The organism is Enterobacter sp. Ap-1006 (genome assembly GCF_011752835.1).
Lineage (GTDB): Bacteria > Pseudomonadota > Gammaproteobacteria > Enterobacterales > Enterobacteriaceae > Cedecea.
In genome coordinates, this window is record NZ_VWWU01000005.1 from 235,323 (window position 1) to 253,248 (window position 17,926).

The 17,926-nt window shown below is 56.1% G+C and carries 17 protein-coding genes; 11 read left to right on the forward strand and 6 right to left on the reverse strand.

What is annotated here, in order from left to right:
- Positions 1-56 precede the first annotated feature (56 nt).
- Positions 57-944 (forward strand): AraC family transcriptional regulator, encoded by an 888-nt coding sequence (locus F3J28_RS17000; RefSeq protein WP_008460951.1) that lies wholly within the window; start codon positions 57-59, stop codon positions 942-944.
- A 60-nt stretch (positions 945-1,004) separates the two neighbouring features.
- Here F3J28_RS17000 and yghB read toward each other — a convergent pair whose 3' ends face one another.
- On the reverse strand, positions 1,005-1,664 hold the full coding sequence (gene yghB / locus F3J28_RS17005; protein WP_166868533.1) for a DedA family general envelope maintenance protein YghB: 660 nt from the start codon (positions 1,662-1,664) through the stop codon (positions 1,005-1,007).
- Positions 1,665-1,840: 176 nt separating this feature from the next.
- The gene (gene metC, locus F3J28_RS17010) at positions 1,841-3,028 is read right to left on the reverse strand and encodes a cystathionine beta-lyase (protein WP_166878069.1); all 1,188 of its coding nucleotides are present in this window, start codon (positions 3,026-3,028) and stop codon (positions 1,841-1,843) included.
- A gap of 256 nt (positions 3,029-3,284) precedes the next feature.
- On the opposite strand from metC, the gene exbB reads away from it, so the two are divergent.
- Both exbB and exbD read left to right on the forward strand, forming a co-directional pair.
- The gene (exbB, locus tag F3J28_RS17015; protein WP_166868526.1) at positions 3,285-4,019 is read left to right on the forward strand and encodes a tol-pal system-associated acyl-CoA thioesterase; all 735 of its coding nucleotides are present in this window, start codon (positions 3,285-3,287) and stop codon (positions 4,017-4,019) included.
- 6 nt (positions 4,020-4,025) lie between these two features.
- Positions 4,026-4,451: a TonB system transport protein ExbD gene (gene exbD / locus F3J28_RS17020; protein ID WP_061277273.1), complete on the forward strand. Its 426-nt coding sequence runs from the start codon at positions 4,026-4,028 to the stop codon at positions 4,449-4,451.
- Between the two features lie 803 nt (positions 4,452-5,254).
- Here the strand turns inward: exbD and F3J28_RS17025 are convergent.
- Positions 5,255-5,638 carry a cytoplasmic protein gene (locus tag F3J28_RS17025; protein ID WP_166878072.1) on the reverse strand — a complete coding sequence of 128 codons (384 nt, stop codon included), beginning with the start codon at positions 5,636-5,638 and terminating at the stop codon, positions 5,255-5,257.
- Positions 5,639-5,642: 4 nt separating this feature from the next.
- Positions 5,643-6,044 (reverse strand): hypothetical protein, encoded by a 402-nt coding sequence (locus F3J28_RS17030; protein ID WP_166878075.1) that lies wholly within the window; start codon positions 6,042-6,044, stop codon positions 5,643-5,645.
- 93 nt (positions 6,045-6,137) lie between these two features.
- On the opposite strand from F3J28_RS17030, the gene F3J28_RS17035 reads away from it, so the two are divergent.
- A complete protein-coding gene (locus tag F3J28_RS17035) occupies positions 6,138-6,641 on the forward strand; it encodes an ESA_00282 family adhesion-associated protein (protein WP_166878078.1) in 504 nt (167 codons plus the stop codon).
- Positions 6,642-6,727: 86 nt separating this feature from the next.
- Positions 6,728-7,225, forward strand: coding sequence for a TIGR00645 family protein (locus F3J28_RS17040; protein ID WP_008457009.1), 498 nt, complete (start codon positions 6,728-6,730; stop codon positions 7,223-7,225).
- Between the two features lie 33 nt (positions 7,226-7,258).
- Here F3J28_RS17040 and mgrA read toward each other — a convergent pair whose 3' ends face one another.
- Both mgrA and F3J28_RS17050 read right to left on the reverse strand, forming a co-directional pair.
- Positions 7,259-8,299, reverse strand: coding sequence for an L-glyceraldehyde 3-phosphate reductase (gene mgrA, locus F3J28_RS17045; RefSeq protein WP_166878081.1), 1,041 nt, complete (start codon positions 8,297-8,299; stop codon positions 7,259-7,261).
- 79 nt (positions 8,300-8,378) lie between these two features.
- Positions 8,379-9,230 carry a MurR/RpiR family transcriptional regulator gene (locus F3J28_RS17050; protein ID WP_166878084.1) on the reverse strand — a complete coding sequence of 284 codons (852 nt, stop codon included), beginning with the start codon at positions 9,228-9,230 and terminating at the stop codon, positions 8,379-8,381.
- 249 nt (positions 9,231-9,479) lie between these two features.
- Between F3J28_RS17050 and F3J28_RS17055 the strand changes: the two genes are divergently transcribed.
- From F3J28_RS17055 to F3J28_RS17080, 6 genes are all read left to right on the forward strand, one after another.
- The gene (locus tag F3J28_RS17055) at positions 9,480-10,985 is read left to right on the forward strand and encodes a CoA-acylating methylmalonate-semialdehyde dehydrogenase (protein WP_008457016.1); all 1,506 of its coding nucleotides are present in this window, start codon (positions 9,480-9,482) and stop codon (positions 10,983-10,985) included.
- An 11-nt stretch (positions 10,986-10,996) separates the two neighbouring features.
- Positions 10,997-12,925: a 3D-(3,5/4)-trihydroxycyclohexane-1,2-dione acylhydrolase (decyclizing) gene (gene iolD / locus F3J28_RS17060; protein ID WP_166878087.1), complete on the forward strand. Its 1,929-nt coding sequence runs from the start codon at positions 10,997-10,999 to the stop codon at positions 12,923-12,925.
- Positions 12,926-13,243: 318 nt separating this feature from the next.
- The gene (iolG, locus tag F3J28_RS17065; RefSeq protein ID WP_039287703.1) at positions 13,244-14,230 is read left to right on the forward strand and encodes an inositol 2-dehydrogenase; all 987 of its coding nucleotides are present in this window, start codon (positions 13,244-13,246) and stop codon (positions 14,228-14,230) included.
- Between the two features lie 35 nt (positions 14,231-14,265).
- Positions 14,266-15,195, forward strand: coding sequence for a sugar ABC transporter substrate-binding protein (locus F3J28_RS17070; RefSeq protein ID WP_166878090.1), 930 nt, complete (start codon positions 14,266-14,268; stop codon positions 15,193-15,195).
- A 51-nt stretch (positions 15,196-15,246) separates the two neighbouring features.
- On the forward strand, positions 15,247-16,794 hold the full coding sequence (locus F3J28_RS17075; RefSeq protein WP_166878093.1) for a sugar ABC transporter ATP-binding protein: 1,548 nt from the start codon (positions 15,247-15,249) through the stop codon (positions 16,792-16,794).
- A gap of 11 nt (positions 16,795-16,805) precedes the next feature.
- Positions 16,806-17,834 (forward strand): ABC transporter permease subunit, encoded by a 1,029-nt coding sequence (locus F3J28_RS17080; RefSeq protein WP_166878096.1) that lies wholly within the window; start codon positions 16,806-16,808, stop codon positions 17,832-17,834.
- The last annotated feature ends 92 nt before the right edge of the window (positions 17,835-17,926 follow it).

Consider the following 17,926-nt stretch of genomic DNA (forward strand, 5'->3'; position numbering starts at 1 on the left):
CGCAGAATCCATCGCACACTGTAAGCCGGATAAAAAGCGCCGTGGAGACGTAAGAAATGAACCGCCAGGCTATCTGTCAGCAGCTGACGGATAAAATCAATCAGCTGATTTTAAAAGAAAAGAGTGATGTGTTTTTTGATGGCGTACGGCTGATGTACGGCACCAAACCGATGGCTCGTACCCCGGTCATGTACGAGCCGGGCATTGTTTTTCTCTTTTCGGGTCATAAAACAGGTTATCTTAATGACCGCGTATTCCGCTATGACGCCAATGAATACCTGCTGCTGACGGTGCCTTTACCCTTCGAGTGCGAAACTTTTGCGACGGCCGACGTACCGCTCGCCGGGATGCGTGTGAAAGTGGATATCCAGCAACTGCAGGATTTGCTGATGGACATCGGAGAAGACGATCTCTTCCGTCCGCAGTCCTGTACCGACGGGATAAATTCTGCCGAACTGTCGGAAGAAATTCTTTGCGCTGCAGAGCGGTTGCTGGACGTATTAGAGAGGCCTCTCGATGCCCGAGTCCTGGGCAAGCAGATTATCCGCGAGATCCTTTATCATGTTTTGACGGGGCCAAGCGGCGGGGCGCTACTGGCGCTGGTAAGCCGTCAGACGCATTTTAGCCTGATCAGCCGCGTGCTGCGCCGGATTGAAAATCAGTACACAGAAAACTTGTCCGTGGACCAGCTGGCGGCCGAGGCCAACATGAGCGTTTCTGCGTTTCATCACAACTTCAAGTCGGTGACCAGCACGTCGCCGCTGCAATACCTGAAAACTTACCGCCTGCATAAGGCAAGAATGTTAATGCTGCATGACGGTATGAAGGCAAGCGCGGCGGCTATTCGCGTCGGCTACGAGAGCGCATCTCAGTTTAGCCGGGAGTTTAAGCGCTATTTTGGCGTGACGCCGGGGGAAGATATGGCGAGGATGCGGGTTATTTAATGAGGCTAAAGCGAAGAGCGAATAAGTCGGGCTTATCCGCTCTTTCTTTATTAAGCGTGGTTACGCGGCGCTAACCTTTTTTTTCAGCACCACAAACACCGTGCCGACCAGGCCCACAACCAGCAGAGCAATCGGCAAAATCATCAGGAAGGTCATCACCTGATCTTCATGGCGCTTAACAAAGGGGATCATGCTGAGCGCGTAGCCCAGGCTAATCACAACGCCGACCCACAGCAGGCCGCTTAGCCAGTTAAAGAACTGAAAACGGCGATTGCTGAGGCCGGAAATCCCCGCCATGGTAGGCAGCAGAGTACGAACAAAGGCCAGGAATCGGCCCGCGAGCAGCGCCAGTAAACCGTGGCGATCAAACATTTGCGTGGCGCGCTGGTGGTACTGGGTTGGCAGCTGTTTCAGCCAGCCTTTAACCGTGCGGGTATTGCCGAGCCAGCGACCTTGTAAATAGCTAAGCCAGCAGCCCAAACTGGCTGCGATGGTTAAAATCACCAGCGTCGGTACAAAGCCCATCACACCTTTGGCGATCAGCGCTCCCGCGAGCAGCAACAGGCTATCGCCCGGCAAAAATGAAGCAGGAAGTAGCCCATTTTCCAGGAACAGCGTCGCAAACATAACGCAATAGACAATGCCAATCACATGGGGGTCGGCCAGCGCGGCAAAATCGTGATGCCAAAGCGCCTCGACAATATTTTGTATAACAGCCATAGGTATTCCTGTGGAACCGCTTATTGAGTTCGCCCCGAGTATTACACCCGCAACTTAGGCTCACCTTAATTTCTACACATTGTACTGCTAAAATCCTCTCGACACCTTGATCCCAGGCTCAACAAAATCCCGATAATGGCAAAAAACTGTTCCGCGGTTACCGATAAACGGATTTTTTAGGCAATACGCTGGAAACCCGCTTCCAGATCCGCAATCAGATCGTCCACGTTTTCCAGGCCAATATGAAGGCGAACCAGGGTGCCGCTAAAGTCGACGCCGCCTGCCGGGCGGATCTCCGCCAGTTCTTCGGGCTGATTAGCGAGAATAAGCGATTCATAGCCGCCCCAGGAATAGGCCATGCTGAAATACTCGAAATGATTGAGGTACTGTTCATACTCTTCATCACTCAGCCGCTTTTTCAGCACAAATGAGAACAGCCCGCTGCTGCCCGTAAAGTCACGTTTCCAGTATTCATGCCCTTTGCTGCCGGGCAGCGCTGGATGATTCACGCGCTCAACCTGCGGATGCTGTGCCAGCCATTCGGCGACTTTTAAGCTGCTTTCTTGATGCTGACGCAGACGAACACCCAGGGTCCGAATACCGCGGCTGGTCATATACGCGGTGTCTGCATCCAGCATTTGCCCCATCAGGTAGGCATTCTCGCGCAGCCGATCCCAACATCGGGCATTGGATACCGCGGTGCCAACCATCGCATCCGAATGGCCAATTAAATATTTGGTTCCCGCCTGAATGGAGATGTCGATGCCGAACTCCAGCGCTTTAAACAGCACGCCAGCCGCCCAGGTATTGTCGATCATGATGATAGCGTCAGGGGCAACGCGCCTTATCGCCGCGACAATCGCCGGAATGTCATGGACTTCCATCGTAATGGAGCCAGGGGATTCCAGAAAAACGACTTTGGTATTCGGCTGAATCAGGCTGGCAATATCGGCACCAATCTCCGGCGCGAACCAGCCGGTGCTAACCCCAAGCTTTGAGAGAATTTTGGTACAGAAATCCTGCGTTGGCTCATAGGCCGTTTCGGTCACCAGAACGTGGTCGCCCTGTTCAACAAAGGCCAGAATCGTATTAGCCACCGCGGCGGCGCCGCAGGGAAAGAGGGCACAGCCCGCGCCGCCTTCAAGTTCACACATCGCTTCCTGCAACGAGAAATGGGTCAGCGTGCCGCGGCGGCCATAGAACAGCTCGCCCTTAGCGCGGTTAGCGGTGGCCTGCTTTTTGGCCTCAACGCTTTCAAAGACGAGGGAGGAGGCGCGCTGAATCACGCTGTTAACCGAACCCTGAGTAAACTTCTTGCTGCGCCCGGCGTTGACCAGCGCCGTTTCGATGTGTTTTTCCGCCATTTCCGCTTCCCCGTCTAACCATCTGGATGTCTGGACGTAAATTAACACAGAATGGGCAAAGGGCATCATGGCGTTTTCTCAGGTTGGCGAAAAAAGTCATCATTTCGCCAGGTGGGCGCTTTTCCTGCGTAAGCGCAAGGAATGCTTCAACAATTTCCGGCAGTCTGTAAATACTAATGAGAACGACTATCAATTCGATAGTTTTTTGATATATTAGTCTCAGTTTTGACATTTATTTCTCGCTGGAGCGTAAGACGTGACGAGTAATCTGATGCAGACGGATCTGTCCGTTTGGGGCATGTATCAACATGCTGACATCGTAGTGAAGATCGTGATGATTGGCCTGATTCTGGCCTCTGTTGTCACCTGGGCCATCTTTTTCAGTAAGAGCGTGGAGCTGATTACCCAGAAACGTCGCCTCAAGCGAGAGCAGCAGCAGCTGGCTAACGTGCGCTCCCTGAATGAAGCGAGCAGCGCGGCCGAAGCGTTTGACAGTAAAAGCCTGAGCACGCTGTTAATCAATGAAGCCCAGAACGAACTGGAACTTTCAGCCGGCGTGGAAGATAACGAAGGTATTAAAGATCGTACCGGCTTCCGCCTTGAGCGCCGCGTGGCCGCCGTTGGGCGTCACATGGGGCGCGGTAACGGTTTCCTGGCCACCATCGGTGCGATTTCGCCGTTCGTCGGCCTGTTCGGGACCGTTTGGGGCATCATGAACAGCTTCATCGGTATTGCCCAGTCCCAGACCACTAACCTGGCGGTCGTTGCCCCGGGCATCGCAGAAGCGCTGCTGGCGACGGCAATCGGCCTGGTCGCCGCCATCCCGGCGGTCGTCATCTATAACATCTTCGCGCGTATGATAGGCAGCTACAAAGCGAGTCTCAGCGACGTTGCTGCGCAGGTTCTGCTGCTGCAAAGCCGCGATCTGGACCTGGATGGTACCGCTCAGCCGCGTCCGGTGCGTAATACCCAGCAACTGCGAGTAGGTTAATGCCCCATGGCAATGCGTCTGAACGAAAACCTCGATGACAATGGTGAAATGCACGAAATCAACGTTACGCCGTTTATCGACGTGATGCTGGTGCTGCTGATCATCTTCATGGTGGCGGCGCCGCTGGCCACGGTGGACGTGAAGGTTAACCTTCCGGCCTCCAGCAGTGAACCGCAGCCACGCCCTGAGAAGCCGGTTTACCTGTCGGTAAAAGCCGATCATTCGATGTTTATCGGTAACGATCCGGTAAGCAAAGAGTCGATGGTCAACGCGCTGATTGCCGCGACAGAAGGGAAAAAAGACACCACCATTTTCTTCCGCGCGGACAAAACGGTGGACTACGAAACGCTGATGGACGTGATGGATACGCTGCACCAGGCAGGGTATCTGAAGATTGGCCTGGTCGGCCAGGAAGTCACGAAGGCGAAGTAAGCGCCACTTGTTCTTCAGCCCTCTTCTTATCTGGAGAGGGCGAAAATCTTCTTGTTCTATAAATCTCCTCTCCAGGCACAGTTTCTTGGCTACAAATATGCTCTATGAAGGCGCGGCTAAGATTCCGTTCACTTCCGGCCCTTTTTATATGTAGCCACGGTACCGGTGAACGTCTTAGGGGAGTCACCGTCACTCCCCTAAGAACCCGGACTCCCGGCCAAATAAATCGACCGCGTGAGCGGCAGATCTCCGTTTTATCTCCCAGTCCTGGGTCGGCTGAGATGCGTTCCCGACGCTCTCAGCCACAACGTCTCTGCTTCTTTTACCCTCACCCTAACCCTCTCCCTGGAAGGGAGAGGGAATACACAATGTTTCCCGTAGATTTTGTTTTCTCCCTCGCCCCTTTGGGGAGAGGGCCGGGGTGAGGGGAGATTTGTCCCCGGCTCTCATCGCCCCCGGGTATGACCCAACTCAGGCGGGGTTGAGCTGTCGGGAACAGCGAAAGAGAGCGATCGTCGGGAACGAATCGCGAACGACCCCGAATGTTTGGGTGATAGCCGGTGGGTTTACCGCTTCAGCGGCGATGAGCTCGCCGGGCGCCGGGGCTGTCCGGGGAATGGCGTTATCCCCCGGACACGTTCACCTTGCGCTGAGAGTGCAGGGGAGGCAGATCTAAAGGTGAACGGAAAAACCGCGGAGCGAAAGATATCTCCCGGAAGATTTGAAAGGAAAATGTGTAGAAGAGGCAGCCTGGAAGAGGAAGAAAACTCGAAACCCTCCCCCGGGGAAGAGGCAAACCCCACTCACAGCGTAGAACTCTTCCACGTCTTCTCTGCAAGACCACGGGTCATCGACAGCGTCTGGGCTTCCTGCTCTTTCAGGCGCTGATAATGCCCTTCCAGCCGCTTAAGAATCTGCTCTTTAAGCTTTGGATGATGGCTGAGGATCTCTTCCAGCACCGCCCCATACACCTCTTCTTTGGCACGCCACGGGAAGATTTCACGGCGGTTCATCCACTTCAGGTCGATAAGCGCCGAAGTAATATCCGTAACTTCCTGCGTATTACGGGTGATATTTTCATTCTTAAGGCGAACCAGAATCGCTATATTTTTACTTAACGTAAATTCATGGTCTTTATTTTCATCAGCGCTAATTAACAAGGGCTGTTTTTTTATAGGTTCTGCCATAGCACTACTCCTCAATTGAATAGCATAATGGCCAGGGTTTTTCTTGGGTCATTTGATTAACCCAAATTTCCTGTTCCTTGCTACCCACCCAGGCGGTTTTGTCTTCGATAAGCATCTGCAAATCGGCGGCACTAATAAGTTCTTTTTCAACCAGTTCGCCAATCAGGGCATGTAACGCCTCTATCCTAACCGCGCACAGCAGCCGCTCTTTAATATGACGGTCGGTTTCTTCAAGCAGGCGGTTCTTGGCCTGTCCGGCATAATGACTGCCGCTCAGGATGTTTTTTTCCAGCGTTAAAATCTTGTCCTGAACGACTTCCGACGTGGTACTATTTTCAGCTTCTGCAGGGAGCTTTGACGGTGCAACAACGGGATAGCGCCGAGGTAAGAAGTGTTCAGGCAGCATCGAATGTGATCCTTTGAAATCGGTTCAATATTCAGGTTCAGAGATTCGCGATATGATGCCTCAATTCAAAAATAAAAAAAACAGGAGTTTCTTATGCACAGCATATTTTATTCTATTGTCACCATTTTGATTTTGTTGTGTGCTGTATTGGTTATGCTCAAGGAGTTTAGCGCTTCAAATAATAAGAGAAATCGTGCGGCGGGTGAAATACAACCCATCACTACCAGCGAAGAGCGGGAAGATTATTTCGGCATGCTGATGTCTAAAATTACGCCCAGCTATTATTGGCGTATTAACAGTGAGTATATTGATTTTACTCACGCCACAATAAAAAAAATGCGTATCGATGAACTGACTTCCCAGCCGGTTTTATTTAGCGCCCAGCGCCGCTGCAGTGATTTAAATTCGGCGGTGTATAAATATTATGACAATATTAAAAAACGCTGTGCCGAAGGTGAGCAGGTGCCATTGTCAGATATTGAAGTGCTGAACCTGCGCCAGTGTTTTAACGAGTTTAGCCGCGACGCTTATCCTGCACTGGTCGCGTTGGTATGGCCGCAGTATCAGCGCCCGGAGATCGACCTGAACAGCGTGTGAGCCCTGTAATCCAGCGTCTGGGGCTCACGCTTAAACGCCGGAATTCGCTATAATGACGCCCTTTTGCTATTTCCAGACAGGACATTATGGAACGTTTTATTGAGAATGCGATGTACGCCTCTCGCTGGCTTCTGGCCCCGGTTTACTTCGGGTTATCTCTGGCCCTGCTTGCGCTGACGGTGAAGTTTTTCCAGGAGATCATTCACGTTCTCCCGAATATCTTCTCGATTGCGGAAGCTGACTTAATTTTGACCCTGCTCTCGCTGGTGGATATGGCGCTGGTCGGCGGCCTGCTGGTGATGGTGATGTTTTCCGGCTATGAGAACTTTGTCTCGACGCTGGATATTTACGAAGGCAAAGAGAAACTAAGCTGGCTGGGGAAAATGGACTCTGGCTCGCTGAAGAATAAAGTCGCGGCATCCATCGTGGCCATCTCTTCCATCCATCTGCTGCGTATTTTTATGGACGCTAAAAACGTGCCGGACAACAAGCTGATGTGGTACGTGATCATCCACCTGACGTTTGTGCTGTCGGCGTTTGTGATGGGCTATCTCGACAAGCTTTCTCGCAGCGGGAAGTATTAAAAACTAAGCCCCTGCTTACAGGGGCTTTGGCTTTTATTTGTCGGACGATGCCTGCCACAGATTTAGCTCGCCATCGGTGACGTGGCGGTCAATTCGCTCCAGCTCTTCTGCGGTAAAGTGCAGATTATCCAGCGCTTTCACATTCTCTTTTAGCTGTTCTGCCCGGCTGGCACCGATCAGCACTGAGGTGACGCGTTCGTCTTTCAGCAGCCAGCTCAGCGCCATCTGTGCCATTGTTTGGCCACGCTCCAGCGCCATCTCGTTGAGTAAGCGCAGGCTGCTGAGATTCGCCTCGGTCAGCATCTTTTCATTCAGCCCGCGAATTTTATTGCCTTCCACCTGCATCCTTGAGCCTTCCGGGATGCCGTTCAGGTATTTGCCGGTCAGCAGGCCCTGGGCGAGCGGGGTAAAGGCGATACAGCCGCTGCCGTTGTGCTGCAGCGTGTCCAGCAGGCCGCTTTTATCGACCCAGCGGTTTAACAGGTTGTAGGAGGGCTGGTGAATAAGCAGCGGAATTTTCCATTCTCGCAGCAGATCGGCCATTTTCTGTGTTCTTTCGGAGGAGTAAGAGGATATCCCGACGTAAAGCGCTTTGCCGCTTTGCACCGCATGTGCCAGGGCGCTGGCCGTTTCTTCCATCGGTGTTCTCTCATCCACGCGGTGGGAATAGAAGATATCGACGTACTCCAGCCCCATGCGCTTCAGGCTCTGATCCAAACTTGCCAGCAGGTACTTACGTGAGCCACCGGAACCATAAGGGCCTGGCCACATGTCATACCCCGCTTTGGTGGCAATAATCAGCTCGTCGCGGTAGCTGCCAAAATCCTGCTTCAGCAGGCGGCCAAAGTTTTCTTCCGCCGAGCCCGGAGGCGGCCCGTAGTTATTCGCCAGATCGAAATGCGTAATGCCAAGATCGAACGCGGTGCGCAGCAGATCGCGCTGGGACTCCAGCGGACTCACGCCGCCAAAACTGTGCCACAAGCCGAGAGAAAGCGCGGGCAGCTGCAGGCCGCTCTGGCCGCAGAAGCGATACTGCATAGATTGATAACGCGACGGGCTGGCTTCGTAGGGCATGGTGTCTCCTTAGGGTAAGAGTTCTTTTTGAAACGTTGTTTCCATCTTAACCCTGCGGAGACATTCGGCAATCCGAAAATCAGGCCTCCGGCGAAAGCGCGCTGTGGGGCGTGCCCTGATAATACGCCAGCGCCACCATCAGCGACTGCACCAGGCAAAGCGTGGCGGACTGCGAGCGGAAGGCGTCTACCTGCGCCTCTTTCACCACAAAACAGAGATCGCTAAACGTGGCGAATGGGCTAATTTGGCTGTCCGTGATCACTATCTGCCGAGCCCCCGCCTGGGCGGCAATTTCACTCACCATCAGCGTCTCTTCGGCATACGGGGAGAAGCTTATCGACACCACAATATCTTTCGCTTTCACCCGGTTGACCTGCTCACGCAGCATCCCGCCAAGCCCGTCCAGCAGCACAGCGCGGCAATCCAGATGACTCAGGGCATAGGTCAGATAAGCCGCCACGCTAAAGGAGCGACGCAGGCCAACAACGTAGATCGTGTCTGCTTCGGCAAGCAGTTCCACGGCACGCTGCAGCATGTCCGGTTCGGTACGGGCGGCCAGCTGCTGCAGGGCCTGAGCATTTGAGCGGGCAAACTCCTGCAAAATATCCAGCGGCGTTTCCGGCACGGCTTCGCTGCCCAGCTCGCGGAACAGCCTCGCCCGATCGGTATAGCTGGCCGTCTCTTCCACCAGATTCATGCGAAACAGCTGTTTCATCTCGTTGAACCCGCTGAAATCAAAGGCATTGGCAAAGCGGATAAGCGTAGAGGGCGGCACTTCCGCCCGCTCGGCAATGGCGGCCACGGTATCAAATGCCACGCTGTTGGTGTTATCCAGCACGTAGCGGGAAACCTGCTGCAGCCTTTTACTCAGGCTGTCATAGCGGTCGCGGATCTGCTGCTGGAGTTCGCTCAGGGTTGTCGCCGGGGTCAATTTGCCATCCTCAAAAGTAGTTGCTGAAACGTATTTAAGCGTAGTACCGCCAAAAATGAAACAGATGCACCAAAACTAGCGGGGGCTGAAACGCCCCTGGTTACTAAGTCTTGACGCCGCATTCTGCGAGTTAACATAAAAACGAAGTGTTGATCACAATAATCAACATTTATTTTATTTCAACTTAAAATGGAATGTTTGTTTCATATACAGTGTTCGGGAGACAACCCTAACAGCAAGAGGCCAGAGATGGAGACGGTAGCGAATTTTATCCACGGTGAATGCGTCGCGGGCGAAGGCCAGCGAGTACAGGCGATCTTCAATCCGGCGACCGGCGCGCAGATCCGTCAGGTCGCGATGAGCACGGCAAGGCAGACGGAGCAGGCCATTGCCGCTGCCCAGCAGGCGTTTCCAGGCTGGGCTCGCCAGTCTCCGCTCAAGCGCGCCCGCGTGATGTTCCGCTTTAAAAGCCTGCTTGAGGAACACATGGACGGCCTGGCGAAGCTCATCAGCGAAGAGCACGGGAAAGTCTATTCTGACGCAGTGGGCGAACTGACCCGCGGCCTTGAAGTGGTGGAATTCGCCTGCGGCATTCCGCATCTGCAAAAGGGCGAACATTCAGCCAACGTGGGAACGGGCGTCGATAGCCATTCTCTGATGCAGCCGCTTGGCGTCTGTGCGGGGATCACGCCGTTTAATTTCCCGGCAATGGTGCCGATGTGGATGTTCCCTATCGCGCTGGCAACCGGGAATACCTTTGTGCTCAAACCGTCGGAAAAAGATCCGTCTCTGTCGCTGCGTCTGGCTCAGTTGCTGAAGGAAGCCGGGCTGCCGGACGGCGTGTTTAACGTGGTGCAGGGCGATAAAGAAGCGGTGGACGTATTGCTGACCGACCCAAGGATTCAGGCCGTTAGCTTTGTCGGCTCTACGCCGATTGCCGAATACATTTACCAGACCGCTTCTGCCCACGGCAAGCGCTGCCAGGCGCTGGGCGGGGCGAAAAACCACTGTATTTTGATGCCGGATGCCGATCTGGAGATGGCAACTAACGCCATTATGGGGGCGGCTTTTGGTGCCGCGGGGGAACGCTGCATGGCGCTTTCGGTGGTGGTTGCCGTGGGGGATGAAACCGCAGATGCGCTGTGCGCTGGGCTGGAAAAACAGCTTGCTACGCTGCGTGTGGGGCCCGGCCTTGGGCAGGAGCCGGAAAACGAAATGGGGCCGCTCATTTCTGCACCGCACCGGGCCAAAGTGCTGGGCTATATTGATAGCGGAGAGCAGCAGGGCGCGACGCTGCGCGTGGACGGTCGTGGCCTCAGGCTGGCAGGCCATGAAGGCGGCTATTTTGTTGGCCCAACGCTGTTTGACCATGTCACGCCTGAGATGACCATTTATAAAGAAGAGATTTTCGGCCCGGTACTGAGCGTGGTGCGCGTGCCGGATTACGCCAGCGCGCTGGAACTGATCAACAAGCACGAATACGGCAACGGCACGGCGATTTTTACCCGTGACGGTGGTACCGCAAGGCGATTCACCGAAGAAGTTCTGGTGGGCATGGTCGGCGTGAACGTGCCTATCCCGGTGCCGATGGCTTTCCACAGCTTTGGCGGCTGGAAGCGTTCTATCTTCGGGCCGCTGAACGTGCACGGCAGCGACGGCGTGCGTTTCTATACGCGGATGAAAACCGTCACCGCTCGCTGGCCGGAAACCAGCCATCAGCAAGGATCTGCATTCTCAATGCCGACGCTGGGCTAAGGGGAGAAAAGATGACCACACACCGCATGACCATGGCGCAGGCGCTGGTCAGGTTTTTAAACCAGCAGTACGTTGAAATCGACGGGCAGGAAGCGCCCTTTGTGGAAGGCGTAATGACCATTTTCGGGCACGGCAACGTGCTCGGGCTTGGGCAGGCGCTGGAGGAGGACCCCGGCCACCTGAAGGTGCATCAGGGCTGTAACGAACAGGGCATGGCGCATATCGCCACCGGCTTCGCCAAGCAACACCGGCGGCAGCGTATTTATGCCGTGACCTCCTCCGTGGGGCCGGGGGCAGCCAATATGGTGACTGCCGCCGCAACGGCCACCGCCAACCGTATTCCGCTTCTGCTGTTGCCCGGCGACATTTACGCCAGCCGCCAGCCGGACCCGGTGCTCCAGCAAATCGAGCAGTTTCATGACCTGAGCATTAGCACCAACGACTGCTTCCGGCCGGTGTCCCGTTACTGGGACAGAATCAACCGCCCGGAACAGCTGATGAGCGCCATGATTAGCGCCATGCGAGTGCTTACTAACCCTGCGGATACCGGCGCGGTAACGATTTGCCTGCCGCAGGATGTGCAGGGTGAAGCCTGGGATTATCCGCAGAGCTTCTTTGCCCGGCGAGTGCACCATATCGAGCGGCGTCCGCCGGATGAAAACCGGCTGCATGCCGCGCTAAAGCTCATTGCCAGCAAGCGTCGTCCGCTGGTTATTTGCGGCGGTGGGGTTCGCTATTCCGGCGCGCATCAGGTTTTCCAGGATTTTGTGGAACGCTTCGGGCTACCGTTTGCCGAAACCCAGGCCGGAAAAGGTGCGCTTGTAAGCGAGCACTCACTTAATCTGGGCGGCCTCGGCGTGACGGGCGGCCTGGCGGCTAACCTACTGGCCCCGCAGGCGGATTTAATCATCGGCGTCGGCACCCGGCTGACCGATTTTACCACCGGCTCTAAATCGCTGTTTTCACCTGAGGCTGAGTACCTGCTGCTAAACGTAGCCGAATTCGACGCCCTGAAGCTGGACGCCACGCCGCTGGTGGCCGATGCCCGGGTTGGGCTCGAGCAGTTGACTGCCGGGCTGCATCAGGCTGGCTATCACGCCGCCTGGCAGAACGAAGCTGCTAACGCTCTGGCGGCCTGGCGCGAGGAGTGCCAGCGGCTGTGGACTCGGCAATGGCAGGCGGGAGAAGTCCCGGAAGTGGCGGGCCATCTGGACGAAACGTTGCAGGAATACAGCCGTGAGCTAGGTACGTCATTGACTCAAACCCGCGTGCTGGGCCTGGTGAATCAGCATATTGAAGATGACGCTATCGTGGTGGGCGCGGCGGGTTCGCTGCCGGGGGATTTACAGCGCCTGTGGCAGGTAAAAACGCCGGACAGCTATCACCTCGAATACGGCTATTCGTGCATGGGCTACGAGATTGCCGCGGCGGTGGGGGCAAAGCTCGCGAAGCCGCAGCAGCCAGTGTATGCGATGGTGGGGGACGGTTCTTACCTGATGCTGCATTCCGAGCTGCAAACCGCCGTGCAGGAAGGGATAAAAATCACCATTCTGCTGTTCGATAATGCCGGGTTCGGCTGCATCAATAACCTGCAGATGGGCCACGGGATGGGCAGTTTTGGTACCGAAAACCGCCATCGGAACCCACACAGCGGCAGACTGGATGGCCCGCTGGTGAAGGTTGATTTTGCCCAAAATGCCGAAAGCTACGGCTGCAAAGCCTGGCGGGTCAATAGCGAGGCTGAGCTGCTGGCCGCGCTGGAGGCATCTCGTCGGGAGCCAGGACCAACGCTGTTGGACATCAAAGTGCTGCCTAAAACCATGACCCACGACTACGAGGCCTGGTGGCGCACCGGCGATGCTCAGGTTGCTCGTTCGGGCGCTGTGGCCGATGCCGCTGAACAAACCGCCGCTAAGCTCAAAAACGCCCGTCAGTACTAACCTTTTAGCATTCCGCTGGACTATCTGGCGGAATGTTTATTTCATTTTTGCTTTATTCTCTTCTCGGGCTGGAGCATGGGCGCGCTCTTCCTCTCAAATTCCTTCTCTGTGCAGGTTTTAATTCATTCGGCGTTGTGATTTTGCTAACAAAACACAGCCGATAAATTATCAAAATGTTAACCTCTGCGCAAAAATGAAACTTTCACTCTGCATTAAAATGAAATAAATGTTTTATTTAAGGCGTCGTTATTCAGCTGCATGTGAAAGCCGGAAGACCCGGCTCATGACCCTACTGCAACACCACTTTCGGGAGCCGCCATGTTTAACATTGCTTTACTGGGCGCGGGCCGTATCGGCCAAATCCACGCCGCCAATATTGCCGCCCATCCCCATTCCACCCTCTGGTCCGTTGTCGATCCTAATGCAGAAAACGCCGCGCGCATTGCCGAAAAATACCAGGCGCGCCAGCAGAGCGTTGCCCAGGCGATGAGCGACCCGGAGGTTCATGCGGTGCTGATCGCCTCGGCGACCGACACTCACGCTGACCTGATTGAGCTTGCCGCCAAACACGGCAAAGCGATCTTCTGTGAAAAGCCGGTGCATTTGGATCTGGCCCGCGTGCGCGACTGCCTGAAAGTGGTGAAAGCTCATAATGTGCCGCTGTTTATCGGCTTTAACCGCCGCTTTGACCCTCAGTTCCGCAAGCTGAAAAACGAAGCGCTACAGGGGCGCATCGGCACGCCGGAATCGCTGGTGATTATCTCCCGCGACCCGTCGCCGCCGCCCGCTGAATATGTGCGTGTCTCCGGCGGCATGTTCCGCGACATGACCATTCACGACTTTGATATGGCTCGCTTCATCATGGGCGAAGAGCCGGTGGCCGTGTATGCCCAGGGCAGCAATCTGGTGGATCCGGCGATTGGTGAGGCAGGCGACATCGACACTGCTTTTATCGTCCTGAAATATGCCTCCGGGGCGCTGGCGACCATTGTGAACAGCCGCCGCTCGGCCTATGGCTACGACCAGCGTCTGGAGCTGCACGGCGCTAAGGGCCTGCTGACAGCGGGCAATATCCTGGAAAACCAGGTTCAATTCTTTGGCGACGGCGGGAACACCAGCGCGTTGCCAGAACACTTCTTCCTCCAGCGCTACAAAGATGCCTACGCCGCCGAATGGCAGCACTTTGTTGCCGTCCTGCGCGGCGAGGCCAAACCCGAGTGCAGCGGCGATGACGGTGAACGCGCCCTGTACCTGGCCGACAAGGCGCTGGAGTCACTGCGTAGCCAGCGCGAAGTTGCTTTGTAACCTCCGAAGACCCTACACACAGAAGAGAGATAACAATGAAAAAGCTGATCCTCGCCGCCCTCATCGCCCTGACCACGGCTCCGGCGCTGGCCGAAAACGAACAGATTGTTTTTAGCACCCCCAACCTTGCGATGCCGTTTGAAGTGCATATGCAGCGCACCGCCGTGCAGGCCGCCAAAGAGATGGGCGTCAAGCTGCAGGTTCTCGACAGCCAGGGCAGCTCTCCTAAGCAGGTCGCGGACCTGGAAAATGCCATCACCCGTGGCGCTCAGGGCTTTATCGTTTCGCCAAACGACGTTAATGCCGTGTCGAGCGCGGTAGGGGAAATTCAGGATGCCAGGCTGCCGGTGGTGACACTCGACCGCTCGGTTGTTAGCGATAAGCCGGTGCCGCACTTTGGTGCCAACAACTATAAAGGCGGCCAGGCGGTGGCGGACTTTGTGAAAGCCAAATTCCCTGACGGCGCGGACATCGTGCTGCTGACCGGGCAGCCTGGCTCCTCCTCCAATATCGAACGTACTAAAGGGATCCGCGATGGTCTGAAAGCCGGGGGCGATAAATACAAGATCGTCGCCGATCAGACCGGGAACTGGATGCGTTCCGAAGGCATGCGCATCGTTGAAAGCGTTCTGCCGTCTCTGCCGAAAAAGCCTCAGGTGATCCTCTCCGCCAACGACGATATGGCGCTCGGCGCGATTGAAGCGCTGCAGGGCCAGGGCATGAAGCCGGGTGAAGTGCTGGTGACCGGCTTTGACGCAGTGCCGGAAGCGCTGGCCCGCGTACGCGATGGCTGGATGGCGGCAACGGCCGATCAGCGCCCTGGTTTTGCGGTGAAAACGGCGATGAGCCAGCTGGTGGCCAACATTCGCGAGAAGAAGGCGATTACCGGGGCAGATTACGCGCCCACGATGATCACCAAAGATAACCTCGATCAAGCAGAGCGTATCGGCGAAGCCGGCAAATAAATCTGAACGTGCCCGTCCGCCTGCGGGCGGGCGCAACAGAGGAGCAGTCTGATGTCGCAACCTTTACTGAAAGTGACCGACCTGGCGAAGAGTTTCTCCGGCGTTTGGGCGTTAAGCAGCGCGCAGCTCAGCGTCGGGCAGGGGGAAATCCATGCCCTGCTGGGGGAAAACGGCGCGGGAAAATCCACGCTGCTGAAGGCGCTGGCCGGGGCGCAGCCGCAAACGCGCGGTGAGATCTGGTTTAACGGTGAAACGCTTTCTGCGGATGACTCGCCGGTAGCGCGCCAGAACAAAGGCATTATCACGATTTATCAAGAATTTAACCTGCTGCCCAATATGACGGTGGCGGAAAACATGTTTCTTGGCCGCGAGCCGCGCCGCCGCAACCTGATCGTCGACAGCAAAGCGGTGAACCAGGAAGCGCAGGTCATTCTGGATTATTTGCAGCTCAACGTTGCGCCGACGACCGCCGTTGCCCGCCTGAGCGTTGCCCAGCAGCAAATGGTGGAGATTGCCAGGGCGCTGACGCTGAACGCCCGGCTGATCATTATGGATGAGCCATCCGCTGCCCTGAGCGACAGCGAAGTTGAGAGCCTGCACCGCGTGGTACGCGAGCTTAAAGGCCGTGGCGTCAGCATTATTTATGTGACTCATCGTCTGCATGAAGTCTTCCAGCTTTGTGACCGTTTCACCGTGTTCCAGGATGGCCGCTATACCGGCTCCGGCGACGTGGCGGGCACCAACGTGGAGCAAATTATTCGCCTGATGGTCGGCCGAGACGTGGTGTTTAACCGCCGCGATGCCAGCCTCACGCACCATGCAGACAAGCCCATCCGCCTGGCGGTGAAGGGGCTGAGCCGTGAAAAGCCGCCGCTTGATCCACACGGCATTGCGTTGAAAGACATCAGTTTCCACGTGCACGCCGGAGAAGTATTGGGCATCGCCGGGCTGGTTGGTGCCGGACGCACCGAGGTTGCTCGCTGCCTGTTTGGCGCAGACAAATTCACCACCGGCAGCTTCGAGCTGGACGGCAAACCTTACCGGCCACAAAACCCGATGCACGCGCTGGACCAGGGCATCGCGCTGGTGCCGGAAGATCGTAAAAAAGAAGGGGCGGTGCTGGGCCTGTCGATCCGCGACAACCTGTCGCTCTCTAGCCTTTCGTCCCTGCTGACCTGGCGCTATTTCGTTAGCCCGCGCAAAGAAGATGCGCTGATTGAGTCCTACCGGCAGGCGCTGCAAATCAAAATGGTTAACGCCGGGCAGGAGGTGCGCAAGCTCTCCGGCGGGAACCAGCAAAAAGTGATCCTGGCGCGCTGTATGGCGCTGGATCCAAGGGTGTTGATCGTCGACGAGCCGACTCGCGGCATTGACGTAGGCACCAAATCTGAAGTGCATCAGGTGCTGTTTGATATGGCTAAGCGAGGCGTGGCGGTGATCGTGATCTCTTCCGACCTGCCGGAAATTCTCGCGGTGTCGGATCGGATCATCACCCTCAGTGAAGGGCGAGTGACCGGCGAACTGCACGGCGACGAAGCCAACGAAGAACGGCTGATGACCCTGATGGCCATCAACCATAGCGCCTTAAGCGCCGCATAACGGGGGAGCCCATGACGCAGATGATTACCAAAACCCAGACGCCGGCAAAAAGTGCCTCACGCTTCGATCCGATCGCTTTCTTCGAGCGCTTCGGGGTGCTGATCTTCATGTTCCTGCTGCTGATCTTCTTCCAGTCGCAGAACAGCAACTTCCTGTCTGAACGCAATATTTTCAATATCCTGACCGAGGTTTCTATCTACGGGATCATCGCGGTGGGCATGACCTTTGTCATTCTCACGGCGGGTATCGATCTGTCGGTGGGTTCGATCCTGGCCGTGTGCGCGATGACCGCAGCCTACGTGATCAAGGGGGATAACTTTACCACCGTCGATCCGAACGCCTGGGGCGGCTTTAGCTGGCTGCTGGGGTTGGGGATTTGCCTGGCGCTCGGCACGCTGATTGGGTTCCTGCACGGTCTGGGCGTCACTCGCCTGCGTCTGCCGCCGTTCATTGTCACGCTGGGCGGGATGACTATCTGGCGCGGCCTGACGCTGGTGATCAACGACGGCGCGCCAATTGCCGGGTTTGATGCCGGCTACCGCTGGTGGGGACGCGGCGAAATGCTCGGCATCTCGATACCTATCTGGATCTTCGCCATCGTCTCAATTCTGGGTTATCTGGCGCTGCATAAAACTCGCTGGGGGCGCTTTGTGTATGCCATCGGCGGCAACCCGGAAGCGGCTCGCCTCGCCGGGGTTAACGTGAGGCGCGTGCTGGTTAGCGTGTATGTGGTGATTGGCTGTCTTGCCGGGCTGGCGGGCTTTGTGCTCAGCGCCCGATTGGGCAGCGCTGAAGCGGTAGCGGGGATCTCCTTCGAGCTGCGCGTTATCGCCTCGGTGGTGATCGGCGGGACATCGCTGATGGGCGGCTACGGGCGGATCAGCGGCACCATCATCGGCGCCATCATCATGGGGATCCTGATTAATGGCCTGGTGCTGATGAACGTGTCGGCCTACTACCAGCAGATCATTACCGGGCTGATTATCGTGCTGGCGGTGGCGTTTGATACTTACGCCAAGAACCGGCGCGGCGCGCTGTAGGGATTGCCCCTATCCCCTCTCCCCAGAGGGGATAAGAGCGGAGATGACTCATGCCTCCAAAGGGGAAATTTTCAAAGCAGCCTCTGTTTTCC